Raw genomic sequence first — 18,339 nt, forward strand, 5'->3', positions numbered from 1 at the left:
TGTCTCGTGTCGGTCAGTAAGTTCCAGCAGGTCGTTCAATAGGCGCCGGAGGGCTGGATCATGGCCCTGAAGGTGCGCCACATGATCATCAGGTCGCCTGCTATCGACCAGTTTTCGACGTAGTACAGGTCCAGCCGGACGGCTTCATCCCAGGGAAGATCGGATCGTCCATTGATCTGCCACAAGCCGGTAATTCCGGGTTTGATTAGCAGCCGGCGATGGGTATGCCGTTCGTAGCCACTGACTTCGCGAAGGAGCGGCGGACGGGGGCCCACCAAGCTCATGTTCCCGGCCAGCACATTCCAGAACTGGGGTAGCTCGTCCAAGGAGTACTTGCGCATCCAACGGCCGCACTTGGTGACCCGGGGATCCTCCCGCATCTTGAAGAGGACGCCGGCTCCCTGGTCCTTTCCGCTGAGTTCTTCCAGCCGCGCTTCGGCATCGACCACCATGGAACGGAACTTCAGCATCTGGAAGGTGGTGCCTCGCCTACCGATCCGTTCCTGCCGGAAAAGCACTGGACCCGGGCTGTCCAACCTGACTATCAGCGCCAAAACAGCCAGCAGGGGCGCCAGGCAAAGCAAAGCAGTAGCCGAAACCACAATGTCCATGAGGCGCTTGAGCGTGTGTTTGCCACCGGAGTAGTGCGGAATATCCACGTGCATCAGGGGCAGGCCCTCAACGGGGCGCCAGTGGATACGTGGGCCAGCCACGTTGGTCAGCGTTGCTGCCAGGACGAGTTCGGCGGCATCTTCTTCCAGGCGCCAGCCCAACTCCTGGATGAACTGGTTGCCGCCAGGGACCGGACCGGCAACGATCACCGCGTTGGCGCCCGTCTGACGCACAGTATGGGCAATGCCGTAAATCGACGACAAGACGGGGACCCGCACGTTATCCACCACCAGGACGGCGCCACGCCGGGCACCTGGAAGGCACGCCCCCAGGATGTTGTACGCGGCACCGGACTTCCGGTTGATTTGCCTGATGACGTATCTGACGTCCTGTGGCTCCCCCACCACAATGGCACGGGAGAGGCAGCGGCCGCGCGACTTTTCGAACGTTAGCCAGCGGCGGAACATCCACCGGCTGCCTGTCAGGGACACCAAGCCCACGGGCAGGGACACCAGAACGAAGGAGCTTGCGGACTCCAGCCGGAATACGACTGCCACGAGCCCCAGAAAGCCGAAAACGCGCAGGCTTGCGGACAGGACCCGCTTGTATTCTTCGGGCCCAACGCCGAGTACTTTCGGATCCCTTGTCCGGTAGACCTCCAGTGCTCCCAGCCAGGCAATGCCAAGTATGAAGCCGAGCATAAGCTGGCGCTCGTGTCCCGCGCCGCCCGCCGCAACGGCAAGGCCGTCAGTGTTCAGAAGGAAACCTGACGTGACTGCTGCCGCTACCAAGGCGCTGTCGGCCAGTCGAAGACTGTTGGTGAGCAACCGTGTCCAGCCATACCGGCGGGCCAGGGCGGAGGTGCTGCGGGAGCGGCGGTGGGTGACTGGCGGCTTGAGGTCCAGGGTGACATCTGCCCTCAATGCCGCCAGTCCCGCCTTTTCAGTCCGTTGTGCAGCAACGGACTTGTCAATCCAGGGAGACACCGGCGGATTGACATCGGCGACGGCAGGTTTGGCTGTGAACGCCGCGCCCAAGGAAAAGGGATGCGCACCCTGTGGTGCCCCCACCTTGCCCGAACGCAAGACTGGAACCTTTACCATGTCAGCCTTCTTCGCAGACCTGCCATTGCCTACAACCCAGTGAAGCGGCGGCGGTCAGGAGGCGCACCAGTAGTCTGTACTCAAGTTTGCGCAGCTTTACCCATGGCTCCTACGTGCGAGTACCTACCTGGCTGATGCAGGACTACGTGCTCCAAGCGTCACGAAACCAGCGAAAACCGCTACATTCCGGGCTGCAAGCAGGACAAACAGGGCGCGAAACGACACAAAAAACCGGCCACCGCAGGTGGCCGGTTGTTGCTTGTTACAGAAGGCTCCTAGTCCTCCAGGCTTTCGAGGTCTTCGTCCAGGACCTCATCATCGTCCTCTTCCTCGTCATCAAACACCTGGAGCGGAGTAACCTCGGAATATGCCTCGTACAGGGCGTCTTCGTAAACCTCGAAGGCATCTGCGACGGCGAAGAACGCCGCCTCGACGTTGGGGTCACCCTCGCCCCGGCGGGCTGAAGCGGCGGCCAAGTGCTCTTCCAGGGCAGCAGTCAATGACTGAAGCGCGACACGCGGATCGATGCTCATGACTTCACGTTAGCCCGAAAAGGACGAAAATGGAGAGGGATGAAGGAACAATTTCGAGGCAGCTCCGAAGAGCGCCAACGTGACTATGCACGTCAGTACGAGTACCTCGTACTGACGGTAGGACCTGACGATTCACTGCCCGAAGCCCGGCGTCGGCTCGCTGAGCACTCGGAGTACGGGAAGTGGGAGCTGGAACGCAGCCGGCTATACCTCGGCGGCGGCAGACGCTTCTGGTTGCGCCGAAAAGTCTATTCCGTGCAGCGCACTGTCTAGTCAGCTGTCCCGTCTCCTCAGCTGTCAGGTTCCTCAGTTGTCAGGTTTCTCAGTTGTCCAGGGGCCCAAGCCAGGCGCTCGCCACCGTGTTGTGCGCCGATTCGTCATTGGACGGGTGGAAAATTCCAGCGAGTACGTCCCGGTAGAGGCGTTCCAGTTCCGAGCCGCGGAAGTAGCTGGATCCTCCCGTGACCCTGATCGCCAAATCCACCACGTAACGGGCATTTTCCGTGGCGCGCGACTTGAGTCCAACAAGCTTGGGGAACCACTGGGCTCCATGGTCCACCAGGTTGTCGATGTCGCGGGCAACGCTCGACAACTGGGGATAAATGCCGTCCATGGCCAGGGCCGCGTCGGCAACTTTCCAACGGATGTCCGGGTCCTGGGCGAAACTGCGTCCGCCGTGTTTCGCCGAGACCCTTCGCTTGACGCTTTCAATGCCCAGCATGAACGCACGCTCCGCCAACCCGGTGTAGACCGCTGCCAACAAGGTCTCAAAGCAGGCAAAAATCGCGAATATCAGTAAGTCCTGGTTAGGCCCGACAGGCAGTTTACGGAAGATCCGCTCCGATGGAACCGCCGCTCCCTTCAACAGGGTGGTGTTCGAGGCACTGGCCCGCATGCCCAGGGTGTCCCAATCGTTGAGGGTTTCGTGCCCGGGTTCATCACGATGGATGAATCCGAAAACCAACTCGCCCTCTCCGTTTCTGGCGTTTGCGTCCTTGCCGAACGTTCCCAGACGGGTCCAACCACGGGAGAGGCTCGTGAAGATCTTCCGTCCGGTGAATCGATAACCACCGTCAGGCAACGGCTCCGCAAGGGTCGTGGAATCGAACAGCATTGAATCGTTGCCCGCTTCCGAAATTCCGAAAGCGAACACTTCCCCCTTGCCGGCTTCCTTCAGCACGAAGTCCAGCGAGTCGTCCCCCCTTGCAGCCATGACATGCGCGACGCCGGTCCAGACCAGATGCATGTTGACTGCCAGTGCTGTGGCCGGGGCTGCCGTGGCGAGGCGCTGCTGCAACGCAGCTACCGCTTCCAGACCAAGTCCCAGACCGCCGTCGGCGACTGGCACGAACAGTTTCAGGTAACCGGCGGCAGCCAGCTCTTCGAGGTCTTCATGGAAGAAGAGATTGTCGTGGTCATATCCAGCCGCCCGCCCGCGGAGCCGCTCCAACAGCGCATCCGGAAGGATTTCCTCTGGATTCATAGCCCACCGTCTTTCCTGAAGATTGCGTTTAGTAGTTGCTCAGCAGCTTGTTGAGGACCCGCGCGCCGAACTGCAGGGACTCTGCCGGAACCCGCTCGTCCACCCCGTGGAACATGCCCGTGAAATCAAGCTCGTCGGGCAGCATCAGTGGAGCGAAGCCGTAGCCGGTGATGCCGATCTTGCTCAAGGACTTGTTGTCTGTCCCTCCCGAGAGGGTGTAGGGAAACACCTTGGCGCCCGGGTCCTCGGAGTGCAAGGCGTCGATCATGGAGTCAACGAGGTTGCCGGCAAACGGCACCTCCAGGGAGACATCCTTGTTGACGTAGCTGATCTCGATGCCATCCCCGGCAAGCTCCTTGATGGTTTCGAACACCAGTTCCTGCTGGCCCGGCAGCGTTCGGCAATCCACGAAGGCCTCGGCCGATTCCGGGATGACGTTGTGCTTGTAGCCCGAGCGGAGCAGGGTGGGGTTGGAGGTATTTTGCAGCGTTGCTCCCACGAAACGGGCGACGGTGCCAAGCTCCTTGAGCAGGATGTCCGGGTTGTCGGCGTCAAACTCCACGCCAGTGAGTTCGGTGACGCCGTCCAGGAACTGCCTGGTGGTGGGAGTCAGTTCCACAGGCCACTTGTATTCGCCGATTCTGGTGACGGCCGCCGCGAGCCGGGTGATCGCGTTGTCCGTATTGATTTGCGAGCCGTGGCCGGCCCGTCCATGGGCAACCAGCCGCAACCAGGACAAGCCCTTTTCGGCAGTTTGAAGCAGGTACGTGCGCTGGCCACCGATAGTCGCGGAGAATCCACCCACTTCGGAGATGGCCTCGGTGGCGCCATCGAACAATTCGCGGCGGTGCTCCACGGCATACCGGGCGCCATAGGTGCCGCCGGCTTCCTCGTCCGCGAAGAAGGCGAAAATGATGTCCCGCTTGGGCCTGCGGCCAGTCCTGGCGAAGTCCCGCATTACCGAAAGGATCATGGCATCCATGTCCTTCATGTCCACGGCACCGCGACCCCAGATCAGTCCGTCCTTCAGCTCACCGCTGAAGGGGTCAACGCTCCACTGATCCTTCAGGGCCGGTACAACGTCCAAGTGTCCGTGGACCACCAACGCGTCAGCTGAAGGGTCCTCCCCCGCCATGCGCGTGACGACGTTGGCACGTCCCGGTGCAGACTCGAAAATCTCGGCCTCAAGACCTACTTCCGTGATCAGGCCAGCCGTGTACTCCGCAGCAGCACGTTCGCCCGGTCCTGTGTCGTCGCCGAAGTTGGAGGAGTCGATCCGGATGAGCTCCTGGCAGATCCGGACAACTTCGTCTTCGGGGCGGATGACAGACATGGAAATTCTCCTTGCGTTGGCTGGGCTGCAGGTGCCGGCGACGCGCACTGCGGACCCCGCAGCTCTACCGTCCCGTGTTTCACCAGCCTACTCACCGCAAGCGCCTTCAGTTGAGCAATTCCGGGCGCCGCCACGCGTTGAAAGCCTCTAGGCCGTCCTGACCAGCACCGATTTTTTAGTTGCTTCAAATCGTGTTAGAGTTTTTCTCGCTGCTTCGGAGGAAAGTGAAGCACCGGAAGGTGCAGATTGGCTTCTCTGAACACCACCTGCGCGGGTGGCGGAATGGCAGACGCGCTAGCTTGAGGTGCTAGTCCTCGAAAGGGGGTGGGGGTTCAAGTCCCCCTCCGCGCACAAAGAAGGCCCCGGGAAACCGGGGTTTTTTTGTTCCCTCAACCATGCTGGGTCCATTCCAGTCATGGGTGGCGTTTACTAAGCCAACGGCCAGCCCCTCCATGACTCCAAGGCCACCCGTTTGATCTGTCCGGCCGGAAACCATTCCACATGATAGTCCCGCCGATCATCCATCCATTCCACAAGGCCGTAGGTCCGTGTGTACTTGATGGCCCGTCCATACACCTCACCAACACGGACAAGCGGTTGGGCGGCCGGCTCAAGCTCCATGATCTTGCCATCGTCAGGCTTCGGGTGGTTGGCCTCCGCCTCGGTCTGCAACATCATGCGGGCGAAAGCTTTGGAGTCTTGCTTGGGTCTCATAAACCAAGAATAGAACATATGTTCGAATGCGGCCGACCGTTTGCCCAGGGCCCCTCTCAATTGCCTTGGCTGGCAGCTTTCTCCACCGCTGCCAGCATACTTTCGAAGGTCGCCCTCAGCATTCGGTCAATCAAAGGACCCGTCAGGCGGCCGACGGGCCCACCTCTGGGCACATAGCGGTAGTCAAAGGTGAGCGCGGTCCCTTCGCCATCTGGCTGGAGGACGAGCCTGGAGTCGGCTTCTTTGAAGGGCACCAGCGCCGATGGCTCGTTCCTCGTGCCCAGGGCGCGGCCTTGCTCCCATTCGGTGACGGTTTCGATCATCGAGCCGACGGGCGACAAATGTACCCGACGGCGGGCACCCAGCCCTTGGGTCCTGTTACCGATGGTTTGTGATGCCCTTAGGCCGTTCCAGACGTCAGCGAGGTTGCCGAAATCCGCTAAAACAGCCCAGATGGAGTCACTGGTTGCAGCTGCTTGTCGCCGTACGGTCAGGTGGCGTTCCCTCATGATCATCACTCCGCGCCAATGGAAATTGCCTGGCTCATCGCTTGAGCGATGTGCCGCGCCCCTGAACGTGCCGCTCCTGCGGACTACGTCGAACTGCAAGAACGGGGTCGGCCGCGTCCAGCGTCAAACGGGGAAGCTTGGCAAGTCTTCTCCACAGAAGGTAGATCCGGACATCCACACCGTTGCGTTCGAACCGCGACATGAAGACGTCCCTGCAGGATGAGTAGCACAGTCGAAGGGATTCCCGAAGACCACCAAATTGCGCCGACCTCACCAGCAGAAGACCCACATGACCTACGAGCACCGGCACCAGAAACAGAGCTGGCGTGTGGCACCACTTGAAGCGAAGTTCGCTACGCCAGCGCAGTTGGCGCCTACGCAGAGGTTGGCGGTCAGCATTCGGGCAGTGCTGCACCGGATCCGAAGTTCCGTGCCTGACTACGAGGCCCGAAGCCAACAGTCGAATCGATAAATCCGATTCTTCGCAATAGAACCTATAGGACTCACGCAAACCACCGCAGGCAAGCACAGCATCGCGGCGCAGAGCATGCGCCGCGCCGATAAAGCTACGGGCAAGCTGAACGGTACCGCTGGATTGGTCGCCCTGCATGAGGGCGCCGTTCTCGGCAAAGGGGACTGCAACTGCGGCAATCGCAGGCGACGAGAAATCGGCCACCGTTTGCCGGGCCGTGGAGGCAGATGTGAAGTACGCGTCATCATCGAGGATGAGGACGAGTGGAGTTGATGCTGCCCGGATACAGATGTTCCGGGCAGCTATCAAACCGACATTCTCCTGACCCGTAATAAGGTCGACGGCGGGAAACTGCTCTCGAACCACCTCTGAAGTGCCGTCCGAGGATGCATCGTCATAGACGATGATGGGAATTGCGGGTTCCTGGGCGAGGGCGCTCGAGAGCAGCCTCTTCAGGTCATCAACTCGGTTGTAGGTCGAGACGCACAAACTTATCTGGTTCATGTGGCAAGACTCTCCTCCTGCGGGCTGTCCGTCTGAAGAGAATATCCCGCCCCCAAGGATTTAAGGAGGGCCTAAGACAAGGGAGCCACGCTGCCCCTGAAGTGACGCCGGCCGCTGCGCGGGTTCCACGCCACGTAGTCCGAATGCTGCCAAGCCCCGGATTCCGCCTGGATGGTGGAGATGTCCAGCGCCACCCGGGCCGGCAGGAATACCGGCGCTTCAAACGTCACGTCCCAGGCGAAGGCATCAGACTTGACCGCTCCGACATCTGCCAACGCCCGGGAGGCAAGGTACATGCCGTGGGCAATGGATCCCCTCAGGCCCAATGCTTTGGCCGATAGGACGCTCAGATGGATGGGATTGAAATCGCCCGACACGGCGGCATAACTGCGTCCGATGTCCAGGTCCAGTTGCCACAGGGCCGTGGGGTCCGGCGGGGAAAAATTGCCATTGTCCCCGGAGCCGCTTGAGTTTCCGGGCTTGTCGATACCAGGCAGGAAGACCCCTTTCGCAAGGTATGTGGATACTCCCCGCCACAGCAGTTCGCCTGAGGAGCTGGAGCGGACTTCGGCGATGACATCCACTTGCGTACCCGCCCGATGACCCGAAAGGTTCTCTGACCAGGACCTGATGTCCAGGGCTTCTGTGAACTGAATGGGAACCTGCTGCTCTACATGGTTCCTGAGGTGGATCATCCCGAGCAACGGCAACGGAAAATCATCCCGGTTCATCACGCTCATGGACACCGGAAAGGCCAGTGCGTGCACGAATCCTGCTGGCAGGATGTCACTGGCGGTCTCCCCCAAAAGGTGCTGGTAGGCGGTCAGGTTGGCGACATCCGCCTGGACTCCCATGACCTCGTGGCTAACGGCCGGCAATGTCGCCTGCCCCGCCGATGACCCCAGAACGCGGCGGCGGGCGGCAGTTGCCGCTGCATTCATGTAGAGCTTGGGCAGCGACGGCAGCTCCCCAAGGATGACCGGCTGCGGTTTGTTCATGCTCCCACCAGTTGCTGTCCACACACGCGAAGGACTTCGCCCGAGATTCCTCCCGCGGCATCGCTCGCAAGGAAAGCGATGGCCTCCGCCACGTCCTGTGGCTGGCCACCCTGCCTCAGGGAATTGGCTCTTCGCGCTGCTTCACGTATGACGAATGGCATCCGGGCAGTCATCTCTGTCTCAATAAACCCTGGTGCTACAGTGTTGATCGTCCCCCCGAAGGACTCCATGAGCGGCGCAGTTGAGCGCACCATTCCAATCACGCCACCCTTGGACGCGGCGTAGTTGGTTTGGCCCCTGTTGCCGGCAATGCCGCTGGTGGATGCCACCGCAACGATGCGCGGCTTTTCCTTGAAGTGCTCCGATGCCAGGAGGGCCTCATTGATCCTCAGTTGCGCGGCGATGTTGACGGCGATGACAGACTGCCAGCGGCCCTCATCCATGTTCGCCAGGAGCCGGTCGCGCGTGATGCCGGCGTTATGGACTACGATGTCGAGCCTGCCATGGCGTTCCATTGCGTGGTCGATCATCCGGTGACCGGCGTCGTCACGGGTGATGTCGAGTTGGAGGGCAGTCCCACGGACCTCGTTGGCCACTGCCGCCAAATGATCCCCCGCGGCAGGGACATCCACCAGCACCACCTTTGCCCCGTCACGGTGGAGCGTCCGGGCGATCGCGGCACCAATGCCCCGCGCGGCACCAGTGACGACGGCTACTTTTCCGGCGAGGGGCTTCCCGGCGTCAAAGGGCAGGCTGCCGGCGGAGGAGCTGATCGTCAGGAACTGGCCATCCACATAGGCGGAGCGGCCTGAAAGGAAGAACCGGAGGGCTCCCAGGGCTGACGGGCTTGTGGTGGCTAGATCCTCATCGAGGAGAATGCCATTGGCGGTGGCACCGGCGCGCAATTCCTTGGCCAGTGAACGCAGCAGGCCATCGATGCCCTGCCGGGCCGCCGCCGCAGCAGGAGCTGGTGCCGACTGGGCTGTTCTTGAGAGCGTAATGACGCGTCCGTTGGGCGAGAGGTCGCGCAAGGAAGCGCCAAGTGTCAGCATTGGCTTGCCCAGGTCCTCCGGGTGCTGCACGGCGTCGAGGACAACGATGATGGCCCCGAGCTTTTCCTTCGGCAATGCATGACGGCGAATGTCCAGGCCCCAACCAAGAAGCGTGGTGGCAAGGTCATCTGCGCCCAGGCTGTCGCCGTTTACCAGCACCGGCCCAGCGATAAGCGGTGCGCCTGGCTGGTGTCGGCGGAGTTCAACCGGCTGCGGCAGGCCGAGCCTTTTGGCGACGTCCTTTCCCAGTCCTTTGCTGACGATTTTGGCGTATTTGTCTGTCATCACGCTCCCCTAGGCTGCTTCCAGAATGGCAACAACGCCCTGCCCGCCGGCGGCGCACACGGAAATCAGGCCACGTGCCGGCCTTCCATCCACAGCTCCCTTTTCATGGAGCATCTTTGCCAGCGAGGCCACGATCCTGCCACCGGTTGCTGCAAATGGGTGCCCGGCAGCAAGTGAAGAACCGTTGACGTTGAGCTTGGTGCGGTCCACCTTCCCCAGCGCGCCGTCCAGCCCCAACCGCGTTCGTCCGAAGTCCTCATCTTCCCAGGCGGCCAGGGTGCTGAGGACGGTCCCGGCGAAGGCCTCATGGATTTCGAAGAAGTCGAAGTCCTCAAGGGACAGCCCATGGCGGGCGAGGAGGCGCGGTACGGCAAAGACCGGCGCCATCAGAAGTCCGTCCTTGCCGTGGACAAAGTCGACGGCGGCTGCCTCACCGTCCAGGACGGTGGCGAGCTTGGGCAGGCCCCGGCTGTCCGCCCACTCCTCGGTGGCAAGCAAGACCGTTGCGGCACCATCGGTCAGCGGCGTCGAATTGCCGGCGGTCATGGTGGCCTCGGATCCCAGGTTCCTGCCAAAGACAGGCTTCAGTGTGGAGAGCTTCTCCAACGTGGTGTCTGCGCGAAGATTCGAGTCCCGGTTGAGGCCGCGGTACGGAGTAATGAGGTCCTCGAAGAAGCCGCGCTCGTACGCGTCGGCGAGGTTGCGGTGGCTGTTAAAGGCCAGTTCGTCCTGTGCCTCCCGGCTGATCTTCCACTGTGCCGTAGTGAGGGCTTGATGTTCGCCCATGGACAGGCCGGTGCGTGGTTCGCCGGTGTTGGGAGCATCCGGGGCCAGGTCCTTTGGCCGGATGCGCGCCAGGACCTTCAGCTTCTGGACGGAGGTCTTTGCGCGGTTGAGGTCCAGCAGGATTTCCCGCAGCCCCTCGCTGACGGCGATCGGGGCATCGGACGCGGAGTCAACGCCACCGGCGATCGCGGATTCGATCTGGCCCAGCTTGATCTTGTTGGCAAGCCCAAGCACGGTTTCCAGTCCCGTGGCACATGCCTGCTGAAGGTCGTACGCGGGTGTCTCCGGAGATAACGCCGAACCCAGTACAGCCTCACGGGTGAGGTTGAAGTCGCGGGAATGCTTCAGCACGGCTCCGGCCGCTACTTCACCGATCCGTTCATCCTGCAACCCGAAGCGCGCGATCAGTCCATCCAGCGCAGCAGTAAGCATGTCCTGGTTGGAGGACTTCACATAAGCGCCGCCTGTGCGGGCAAACGGGATGCGGTTTCCCCCAACGATCACGGCAGAACGCGTGCCTTGTATGCCCTTGCCCTGCTCTGCGCTTGCGAAGCCGCCTGTACCTGTTCCCGCGGTACCAGTCCCGGCTGTACCTTTGTTCGTGCCCGCGGGTGCGTCTGCTGCAGCCATGCTTGACTCCTTCGATGAATACCAGTTACTGATACCCAGCGTACCTGATACGCTGGGTATCGTGAACCGTCGCCGTACAGATTTTCCGAACGCACCCCAAGCTGGTGCTTTTGATGCCGCCACGGAGTCCGGCAACGCCAACCCGGACCCTGCGGTAGATGGGCGTGCCGCCAGATGGCAGAGCCATCGCGAGGAGCGTCGGCGCGAGCTCATCAAGGCAGCACGCAGGGCTGTGCATGCCTTGGGCAGCGAGGCGTCCATGGAAGACATCGCCGGTGCCGCGGGCACGTCAAAGTCGGTGTACTACCGCTATTTCGGCGATAAGGCAGGCCTTCAACAGGCCATGGGTGAAGTGGTTCTGGGGCAAATGCAACGCCGCATGAAAGAAGCGGCCCAATCGGCGCTGACACCACGCGAAGGCCTCTACGCCATGGTTTCGGCCTACCTGCAAATGGCGGAATCCAGCCCCAACGTTTATGCGTTCATCACCCGGTTGACGCCCGGGGAAGCTTCCTCGCAGGATGCCATTGCCGCGTCGGGCGCGCTGGGAAACTTCTTCGAACAGATCACCGACATGATCGCCACCCCCATGCGGCAGTACCTCGGTGCAGAGAAAGAAGCATTGATCGAGTACTGGCCAACTGCAGCCATTGGGCTCGTTCGGAATGCGGGTGAAATGTGGCTGGGAAGCCCTGCCTCCGATAGTAAACCGAACCAGGCCACCATGGCCGGGCACATCACGGACTGGCTATGCCTGGGCATCGCTCCTGAACTCAAAGCAGCCAACTGACATGAGCAATGATCCATCAGTTGTAAGAACCAAAGAAGGAATCAACATGACTGAAGTAGTGGACCGGGCGCCATCAGCCCGTCAACCATCCGGCCGCGAGGATGCGGCCATGCACACCAGCGGCTCCAGCCAGCAGGGTGGGGACCCGGTGGTGGATGTCGCGGCACTGGGTGAACAGCTCTTGGGCAAGTGGGCCCACATCCGGCGCCAGGCCCGCCAAATAGCAGGTCATCCTGACGTCCGGAAAATTGAAGGCCTCCATCACACCGAACACCGGTCCCGCGTGTTTGAACAGTTGAAGTTCCTGGTGGATAACAATGCCGTGCACCGGGCGTTTCCTACCCGCCTGGGGGGCTCCGATGACCACGGCGGAAACATTGCCGGGTTCGAAGAACTCGTCACGGCCGATCCCTCCCTCCAGATCAAAGCAGGTGTTCAATGGGGCCTCTTTGGCTCTGCCGTCATGCACCTTGGGACCCGGGAGCACCACGACAAATGGCTCCCCGGCATCATGAGCCTGGCCATTCCGGGCTGTTTCGCGATGACTGAGACGGGCCATGGCTCCGACGTCGCGAGCATCGCCACGACGGCCACCTATGACGAAGCGAACCAGGAATTCGTCATCAACACCCCCTTCAGGGCAGCCTGGAAGGACTACATCGGCAACGCAGCAAATGATGGCCTGGCCGCCGTCGTGTTTGCGCAGCTGGTAACCAAGAACGTTAACCACGGCGTCCACGCCTTCTATGTCGAGCTTCGCGACCCCACCACTAAAGAATTCCTGCCAGGCATCGGCGGGGAGGATGACGGCATCAAGGGTGGCCTGAACGGCATCGACAACGGCAGGCTCCATTTCACGGATGTCCGTATCCCCCGCACCAACCTCCTGAACCGCTACGGCGACGTAGCTGTGGATGGCACATATTCATCAACCATCGAGAGCCCGGGCCGCCGCTTCTTCACGATGCTCGGAACCCTGGTCCAGGGCCGGGTCTCTCTGGACGGGGCAGCCGTGGCGGCCAGCAAGGTAGCACTCAAAACAGCCATCCAGTACGCCACCGAGCGCCGTCAGTTCAACGCTTCCTCCCCCACCGACGAGGAAGTCCTGCTGGACTATCAGCGTCACCAGCGGCGCCTTTTCACCCGGCTTGCTACGACCTACGCCGCCGGTTTTGCCCACGAGCAACTCCTGCAAAAGTTCGACGACGTCTTCTCCGGTGCCCACGACACCGACGCCGACCGCCAGGATCTGGAAACCTTGGCGGCCGCGCTGAAGCCCCTCAGCACCTGGCATGCTCTGGATACCCTGCAGGAATGCCGCGAAGCCTGTGGTGGCGCGGGCTTCCTGATCGAGAACCGCTTTGCCTCGCTGCGCGCGGACCTTGACGTTTACGTGACTTTTGAAGGCGACAACACAGTCCTGCTGCAGTTGGTGGCCAAGCGGCTACTGGCTGACTACGCCAAGGAATTCCGCAGTGCCGACTTCGGCGTGCTTGCGCGCTATGTAGTGGACCAGGCCGCAGGTGTCGCCTTGCACAGGACGGGCCTGCGCCAAGTTGCCCAGTTCGTAGCTGACACGGGCTCGGTGCAGAAAGCAGCACTGGCTTTGCGCGACGAGGAAGGCCAGCGGACCCTGCTGACCGACCGCGTGCAGTCCATGGTGGCCGAAGTAGGTGCTGCGCTGAAGGGTGCCAATAAGCTGCCGCAGCACCAGGCGGCAGCCCTGTTCAACCAGCACCAGCATGAACTCATCGAAGCCGCTCAAGCCCATGCCGAGCTCCTCCAGTGGGAAGCCTTCACGGAGGCGTTGGCGGAGGTTTCCGATGAGGGAACCAAGCGGGTCCTCACCTGGCTGCGGGATCTGTTCGGGCTTTCGCTCATCGAGAAGCACTTGTCGTGGTATCTCATGAACGGCCGGCTGTCGATGCAACGCGGCCGGACCGTAGGGACGTACATCAACCGGCTGCTGGTCAAGATCCGCCCCCATGCGCTGGACCTCGTGGACGCCTTTGGGTACGGACCCGAGCACTTGCGCGCGTCAATCGCGACCGGCGCCGAAGCACGCCGCCAGGATGAGGCCAGCACCCACTTCCGTAAGCAGCGCGCCAGCGGCTCCGCGCCGGCCGACGAGAAGTCGTTACTGGCCCTGAAAGGGTCAAAGTCCCGGTAGCAGGATGTGATTTCCGAATGGTGAACTTTTTTGGAAGTTTCGCCAAAGCGCGACGGCGCCGTCCCCACTCAAGGGGGCGGCGCGGTCGTCGTTTTGCCTGCTTTCCAGGACGGTCAGCTGCTCAGCCGAGCACGGACCGGTACACCTCAAGCGTGGTTTCAGTGATGGACTCCCACGAGAAATGTTCCTCGGCACGTCGCCGGCCAGCAATGCCCATCTTGCGGGCGCGCGCTGGATCCGCAACTACATCGTTCAGGGCTGCAGCGAAATCGGCCACGAATTTTTCAGGATCAAGCGGTGTTCCCGTGCCGTCAGTGACCTGCTCCAAGGGAACCAGGAGGCCGGTCTCGCCGTGCTGGACAACCTCTGGAATGCCGCCCGTAGCACTTGCCACCACTGCGGCGCCGCAAGCCATGGCTTCAAGGTTCACGATGCCCAGCGGTTCGTAAATGGAGGGGCAGGCGAATGCTGTTGCATGGCTGAGGACCTGGATGAGTTCCCGGCGTGGCAGCATCCGCTCAATGAGGATCACGCCCTCACGCTTGCTTTGGAGCTCCTCAATGAGGCGCGCTGTCTCAGCTGCCAATTCGGGAGTGTCAGCTGCACCAAGGCAGAGGACCAGTTGAACATCGGCGGGAAGGCTGGAAGCGGCGCGCAACAGGTAGGGGACGCCCTTTTGTCGCGTGTTCCGGCCAACGAACACCACACTTGGCTTGGCGGGATCCATGCCCAACGCGCGGATGGCGTCGTCCTCTTCGTCCCGTTCCCACAGGGAAACGTCGATCCCGTTATGTACCACCCGGACTTTGTCGGGATCAACGTCAGGGTAGCTGCGCAGGATGTCCTGCCGCATTCCATCGGATACGGCGATGATCGCCGCGGCAGCTTCGTAGGCTGTCTTCTCCACCCATGAGGACAACGCGTAGCCACCGCCGAGCTGTTCGGCCTTCCACGGACGCAGCGGTTCCAGGCTGTGGGCGCTCAGTACATGGGGAATGCCATGCAGCAGCGAAGCGAGGTGTCCTGCCATGTTCGCGTACCAGGTGTGCGAGTGGACGAGATCCGCTCCCGCAATATCCGGAACGATCCGAAGATCCACGCCCAACGTCTGGAGGGCAGCATTGGCGTCGCCAAGGTCGTGGGGTGTGGCGTAGGAGTCCACGGTGGCCCCGTGGTAGTCGGCCTCACGTGGGGCGCCAAACGCCCGGACGTGAAGATCCACGTGCTTCGCCAGCACACGGCTGAGCTCGGCAACGTGGACACCGGCACCGCCATAAATTTCCGGAGGGAATTCTTTAGTCACAATGTCTATTCGCACGTTACCCAACGTAGTCGTTCCGGCTTATGTGTTCTAGTGTGAAAGGGTCCGGAAAATCGGACTTTTGGGGGCTACGAAGACGTACGGGGAGCTATGACCATGGCGTTGAAGAAAGTATTGGCAATCGTGTTGGCTGGCGGCGAAGGCAATCGCCTCATGCCTTTGACGGCGGACAGGGCGAAGCCAGCGGTTCCGTTTGCGGGAGGCTACAGGCTTATTGACTTTGCACTATCGAATCTGGTCAATTCGGGATATTTGAAAATCGTGGTTCTGACGCAGTACAAATCGCACAGCCTTGACCGACATATCTCCGAGACCTGGCGCATGTCCACACAGTTGGGCCGCTACGTAGCTTCCGTACCCGCGCAACAGCGAGTCGGCAAGAGCTGGTTCCTTGGCAGCGCCAACGCCATCTACCAGTCCCTGAACCTTATTCACGATGACGCTCCGGACATTGTGGTTGTGGTCGGCGCAGACCACGTCTACCGCATGGACTTCTCACAAATGGTGGAACAGCACATTGCCAGCGGCGCGAAGGCTACCGTAGCAGCCGTGCGGCAGCCGCTGAACATGGCCAACCAATTCGGTGTGATTGAAGTTGACCAGAACGATCCCCAGAAGATCGCGGCATTCGTGGAGAAGCCGGCCAGCACGCCCGGGCTTGCGGCCGATCCCACCCAGTTCCTCGCCTCCATGGGCAACTACGTCTTCAACGCCGACGCCCTCGTTGAAGCGCTTCACGTTGACGCCGAGCGACTGGATACAAAACACGACATGGGCGGGGACATCATTCCCTACTTCGTGGACAAGGGTGAGGCCGGGGTCTATGACTTCACGCTGAATGACATCCCTGGTGCCACCGAACGTGACCGTACGTACTGGCGGGACGTTGGCACCATCGACTCCTTCTACGACGCCCACGTTGACCTCATCTCCCCCGTTCCCATCTTCAACCTCTACAACTCCGAATGGCCCATCTACACCCGCCAGAGCATCTCGCCTCCCGCCAAGTTTGTCCGCGGCGGCAACAGCACGGTGGGTACCGCCCTGGACTCCATCGTGGCCAGTGGTGTGGTCATCTCAGGCGGCATCGTTGAAGGTTCCGTGCTCTCCAACGACGTCTTCGTGGAGGCTGGCAGCCGTGTCCAGGACTCAGTACTGATGGATAAGGTCCGCGTCGGCGAAGGTGCAGTGATCAAGAGGGCCATCCTGGACAAGAACGTCAAGGTCCCTGCCGGCGCCGCGATCGGACTGGACCCGGCGTTGGACAAGGCCCGTGGCTACAAGGTCACCGAATCCGGGATCACCGTCCTTGCCAAGGGACAGCTTGTTCCTGAACCCGGCGAAGAGGAGCTCGCGTTGTCCGCGGAGTACCGGCGGAGCCTGCCGGAAGCCGTTAAGGCTGCCACGCAGGATGACCCCGATATCCGGGATTCTGCCGAAAAGGTAGCTGCCGGCATCCAGGCCCGCGTAGTAGACACAGCATCACAGGGCGCCGGCCGCTAGGCTTCCGTCCATCACCGGCTGTGCTGGTAGAACCCGAGGCAGGCCCCAGGCTCCCAAGGCTGTAAAATCAGGTCAATGAGCTCCACCGATCTGACGCCTGAAGAGATCCAGGCCTGCCTCAAGGTTCTGACCACAATCCACGTCTATGACGAGGAGCACCCGGACTACGTCGCGGTCCGTCGTGCAACGGGCAAGATGTTCAAAGCAGTCAAGCGGCACCGCCGCGTCACCAAGCGGGACCTGATCGCGGAAGCCGACCGTGCAGTCATTGCCCTCACCGCAACAGCTGCGCCGGACCGCATCGATGATGAAACCCGCGGCAACAAGCTTGCTCCTTCAGCCACCGGCGAGGTCGCGGGCCATCTGATCCGCTCACGTCCCTGCTACATCTGCAAGCAGCACTACACCCAGGTGGATGCGTTCTACCACCAGCTATGCCCCGAGTGCGCTGCCTTCAGCCACAGCAAACGCGATGCCCGCACGGACCTGACCGGCCGCAATGCCCTGTTGACCGGTGGCCGCGCCAAGATCGGTATGTACATTGCGCTCCGGCTGCTCAGGGATGGCGCCCACACCACCATCACAACACGCTTCCCCAAAGACGCGGCACGTCGGTTTGCCGCGATGGAAGACAGCGCGGATTGGCTGCACCGCCTGAGGATCGTTGGCATCGACCTCCGTGATCCCGCCCAGGTGATGGCCCTGACGGACTCCCTGAACAAGGCCGGCCCGCTGGACATCATCATCAACAATGCCGCGCAAACGGTGCGACGCTCCGGCAACGCCTACAAACCCTTGGTTGACGCCGAGGACGAGCCCTTGCCGGCCGCATTGGACGCTGCCAACGGAGGCCCCGAACTGGTCACGTTCGGCCACGCCCATGACAAGCATCCACTGGCCCTGGCCAGCAGCGTCACCGAACATCCTGTCCTTGCCGGAGACGCCATCACTTCCCTGGCGCTCTCAACTGGTTCGGCGTCTTTGGCCCGGATCGAATCCGGAACGGCTATCGATGCCGGCGGGCTGGTCCCCGACCTCGCCACTATCAACAGCTGGACGCAGGTAGTGGACGAAGTGGATCCGCTCGAAATGCTCGAGGTGCAGCTATGCAACGTAACGGCTCCCTTCCTGCTGGTCAGCCGCTTGCGCGATGCCATGAAACGCTCAACGGCACGCCGAAAGTACATCGTGAACGTTTCGGCCATGGAAGGGCAGTTCTCCCGTGCCTACAAGGGTCCGGGACATCCTCACACCAACATGGCCAAAGCTGCCCTGAACATGATGACGCGCACCAGCGCCCAGGAGATGTTGGATTCCGATGGCATCCTCATGACCGCCGTGGACACCGGCTGGATCACGGATGAACGCCCGCATTACACCAAGGTGCGGCTCATGGAAGAAGGATTCCACGCGCCCTTGGACCTGGTGGACGGTGCTGCCCGCGTGTACGATCCCATCGTGATGGGCGAGAACGGCGAGGACCAGTACGGGGTATTCCTCAAGGACTACAAGCCCTCCCCCTGGTAAATCCAAAGTCGTCG

16 protein-coding genes and 1 tRNA gene are annotated in these 18,339 nt (G+C 61.5%); 6 read left to right on the plus strand and 11 right to left on the minus strand.

Going from position 1 to position 18,339, the window contains the following annotated elements; genetic code table 11:
- Positions 1-35 precede the first annotated feature (35 nt).
- A complete protein-coding gene (locus AC6I97_RS12645) occupies positions 36-1,715 on the minus strand; it encodes a sugar transferase (protein WP_497945032.1) in 1,680 nt (559 codons plus the stop codon).
- A 275-nt stretch (positions 1,716-1,990) separates the two neighbouring features.
- The gene (locus tag AC6I97_RS12650) at positions 1,991-2,248 is read right to left on the minus strand and encodes a hypothetical protein (RefSeq protein ID WP_223932823.1); all 258 of its coding nucleotides are present in this window, start codon (positions 2,246-2,248) and stop codon (positions 1,991-1,993) included.
- A 39-nt stretch (positions 2,249-2,287) separates the two neighbouring features.
- On the opposite strand from AC6I97_RS12650, the gene AC6I97_RS12655 reads away from it, so the two are divergent.
- Positions 2,288-2,521 (plus strand): DUF5703 family protein, encoded by a 234-nt coding sequence (locus AC6I97_RS12655; protein ID WP_216925728.1) that lies wholly within the window; start codon positions 2,288-2,290, stop codon positions 2,519-2,521.
- A gap of 49 nt (positions 2,522-2,570) precedes the next feature.
- Here the strand turns inward: AC6I97_RS12655 and AC6I97_RS12660 are convergent, their stop codons facing one another.
- Positions 2,571-3,731, minus strand: a complete 1,161-nt coding sequence (locus AC6I97_RS12660) for an acyl-CoA dehydrogenase family protein (RefSeq protein ID WP_497945033.1) — start codon at positions 3,729-3,731, stop codon at positions 2,571-2,573.
- A gap of 28 nt (positions 3,732-3,759) precedes the next feature.
- On the minus strand, positions 3,760-5,064 hold the full coding sequence (locus AC6I97_RS12665; RefSeq protein WP_497945034.1) for a M20/M25/M40 family metallo-hydrolase: 1,305 nt from the start codon (positions 5,062-5,064) through the stop codon (positions 3,760-3,762).
- A gap of 268 nt (positions 5,065-5,332) precedes the next feature.
- Between AC6I97_RS12665 and AC6I97_RS12670 the strand changes: the two genes are divergently transcribed.
- Positions 5,333-5,415, plus strand: a tRNA-Leu gene (locus AC6I97_RS12670).
- Between the two features lie 78 nt (positions 5,416-5,493).
- Here the strand turns inward: AC6I97_RS12670 and AC6I97_RS12675 are convergent.
- From AC6I97_RS12675 to AC6I97_RS12700, 6 genes are all read right to left on the minus strand, one after another.
- Positions 5,494-5,778, minus strand: coding sequence for a hypothetical protein (locus AC6I97_RS12675; RefSeq protein WP_224090321.1), 285 nt, complete (start codon positions 5,776-5,778; stop codon positions 5,494-5,496).
- Positions 5,779-5,834: 56 nt separating this feature from the next.
- Positions 5,835-6,287 carry an SRPBCC family protein gene (locus tag AC6I97_RS12680; RefSeq protein WP_497945035.1) on the minus strand — a complete coding sequence of 151 codons (453 nt, stop codon included), beginning with the start codon at positions 6,285-6,287 and terminating at the stop codon, positions 5,835-5,837.
- Between the two features lie 34 nt (positions 6,288-6,321).
- Entirely contained in the window at positions 6,322-7,263 is a 942-nt protein-coding gene (locus AC6I97_RS12685; RefSeq protein ID WP_497945036.1) for a glycosyltransferase family 2 protein, read from the minus strand.
- 71 nt (positions 7,264-7,334) lie between these two features.
- Entirely contained in the window at positions 7,335-8,261 is a 927-nt protein-coding gene (locus AC6I97_RS12690) for a MaoC/PaaZ C-terminal domain-containing protein (RefSeq protein ID WP_497945037.1), read from the minus strand.
- Positions 8,258-9,598 (minus strand): 3-oxoacyl-ACP reductase, encoded by a 1,341-nt coding sequence (locus AC6I97_RS12695; protein ID WP_497945038.1) that lies wholly within the window; start codon positions 9,596-9,598, stop codon positions 8,258-8,260. The genes AC6I97_RS12690 and AC6I97_RS12695 overlap by 4 nt, the downstream gene beginning before the upstream one ends.
- A gap of 9 nt (positions 9,599-9,607) precedes the next feature.
- Positions 9,608-11,014 (minus strand): acetyl-CoA C-acetyltransferase, encoded by a 1,407-nt coding sequence (locus AC6I97_RS12700; RefSeq protein ID WP_497945039.1) that lies wholly within the window; start codon positions 11,012-11,014, stop codon positions 9,608-9,610.
- Between AC6I97_RS12700 and AC6I97_RS12705 the strand changes: the two genes are divergently transcribed.
- Together AC6I97_RS12705 and AC6I97_RS12710 are read left to right on the plus strand one after the other, a co-directional pair.
- Complete coding sequence (locus tag AC6I97_RS12705; protein WP_497945040.1) at positions 11,013-11,804, plus strand: TetR family transcriptional regulator; 792 nt, start codon at positions 11,013-11,015, stop codon at positions 11,802-11,804. The two genes, AC6I97_RS12700 and AC6I97_RS12705, sit on opposite strands and share 2 nt — an antisense overlap.
- A gap of 46 nt (positions 11,805-11,850) precedes the next feature.
- Positions 11,851-13,974, plus strand: coding sequence for an acyl-CoA dehydrogenase family protein (locus tag AC6I97_RS12710; RefSeq protein ID WP_497945041.1), 2,124 nt, complete (start codon positions 11,851-11,853; stop codon positions 13,972-13,974).
- Positions 13,975-14,095: 121 nt separating this feature from the next.
- Here AC6I97_RS12710 and glgA read toward each other — a convergent pair whose 3' ends face one another.
- Positions 14,096-15,292: a glycogen synthase gene (glgA, locus tag AC6I97_RS12715; protein WP_224164388.1), complete on the minus strand. Its 1,197-nt coding sequence runs from the start codon at positions 15,290-15,292 to the stop codon at positions 14,096-14,098.
- 93 nt (positions 15,293-15,385) lie between these two features.
- Between glgA and glgC the strand changes: the two genes are divergently transcribed.
- The gene (gene glgC, locus AC6I97_RS12720; RefSeq protein WP_224090301.1) at positions 15,386-16,798 is read left to right on the plus strand and encodes a glucose-1-phosphate adenylyltransferase; all 1,413 of its coding nucleotides are present in this window, start codon (positions 15,386-15,388) and stop codon (positions 16,796-16,798) included.
- Between the two features lie 75 nt (positions 16,799-16,873).
- The gene (locus AC6I97_RS12725) at positions 16,874-18,325 is read left to right on the plus strand and encodes an SDR family NAD(P)-dependent oxidoreductase (protein WP_224090299.1); all 1,452 of its coding nucleotides are present in this window, start codon (positions 16,874-16,876) and stop codon (positions 18,323-18,325) included.
- Positions 18,326-18,339 lie beyond the last annotated feature (14 nt).

This window comes from Arthrobacter sp. TmtSoilC48, assembly GCF_059739425.1.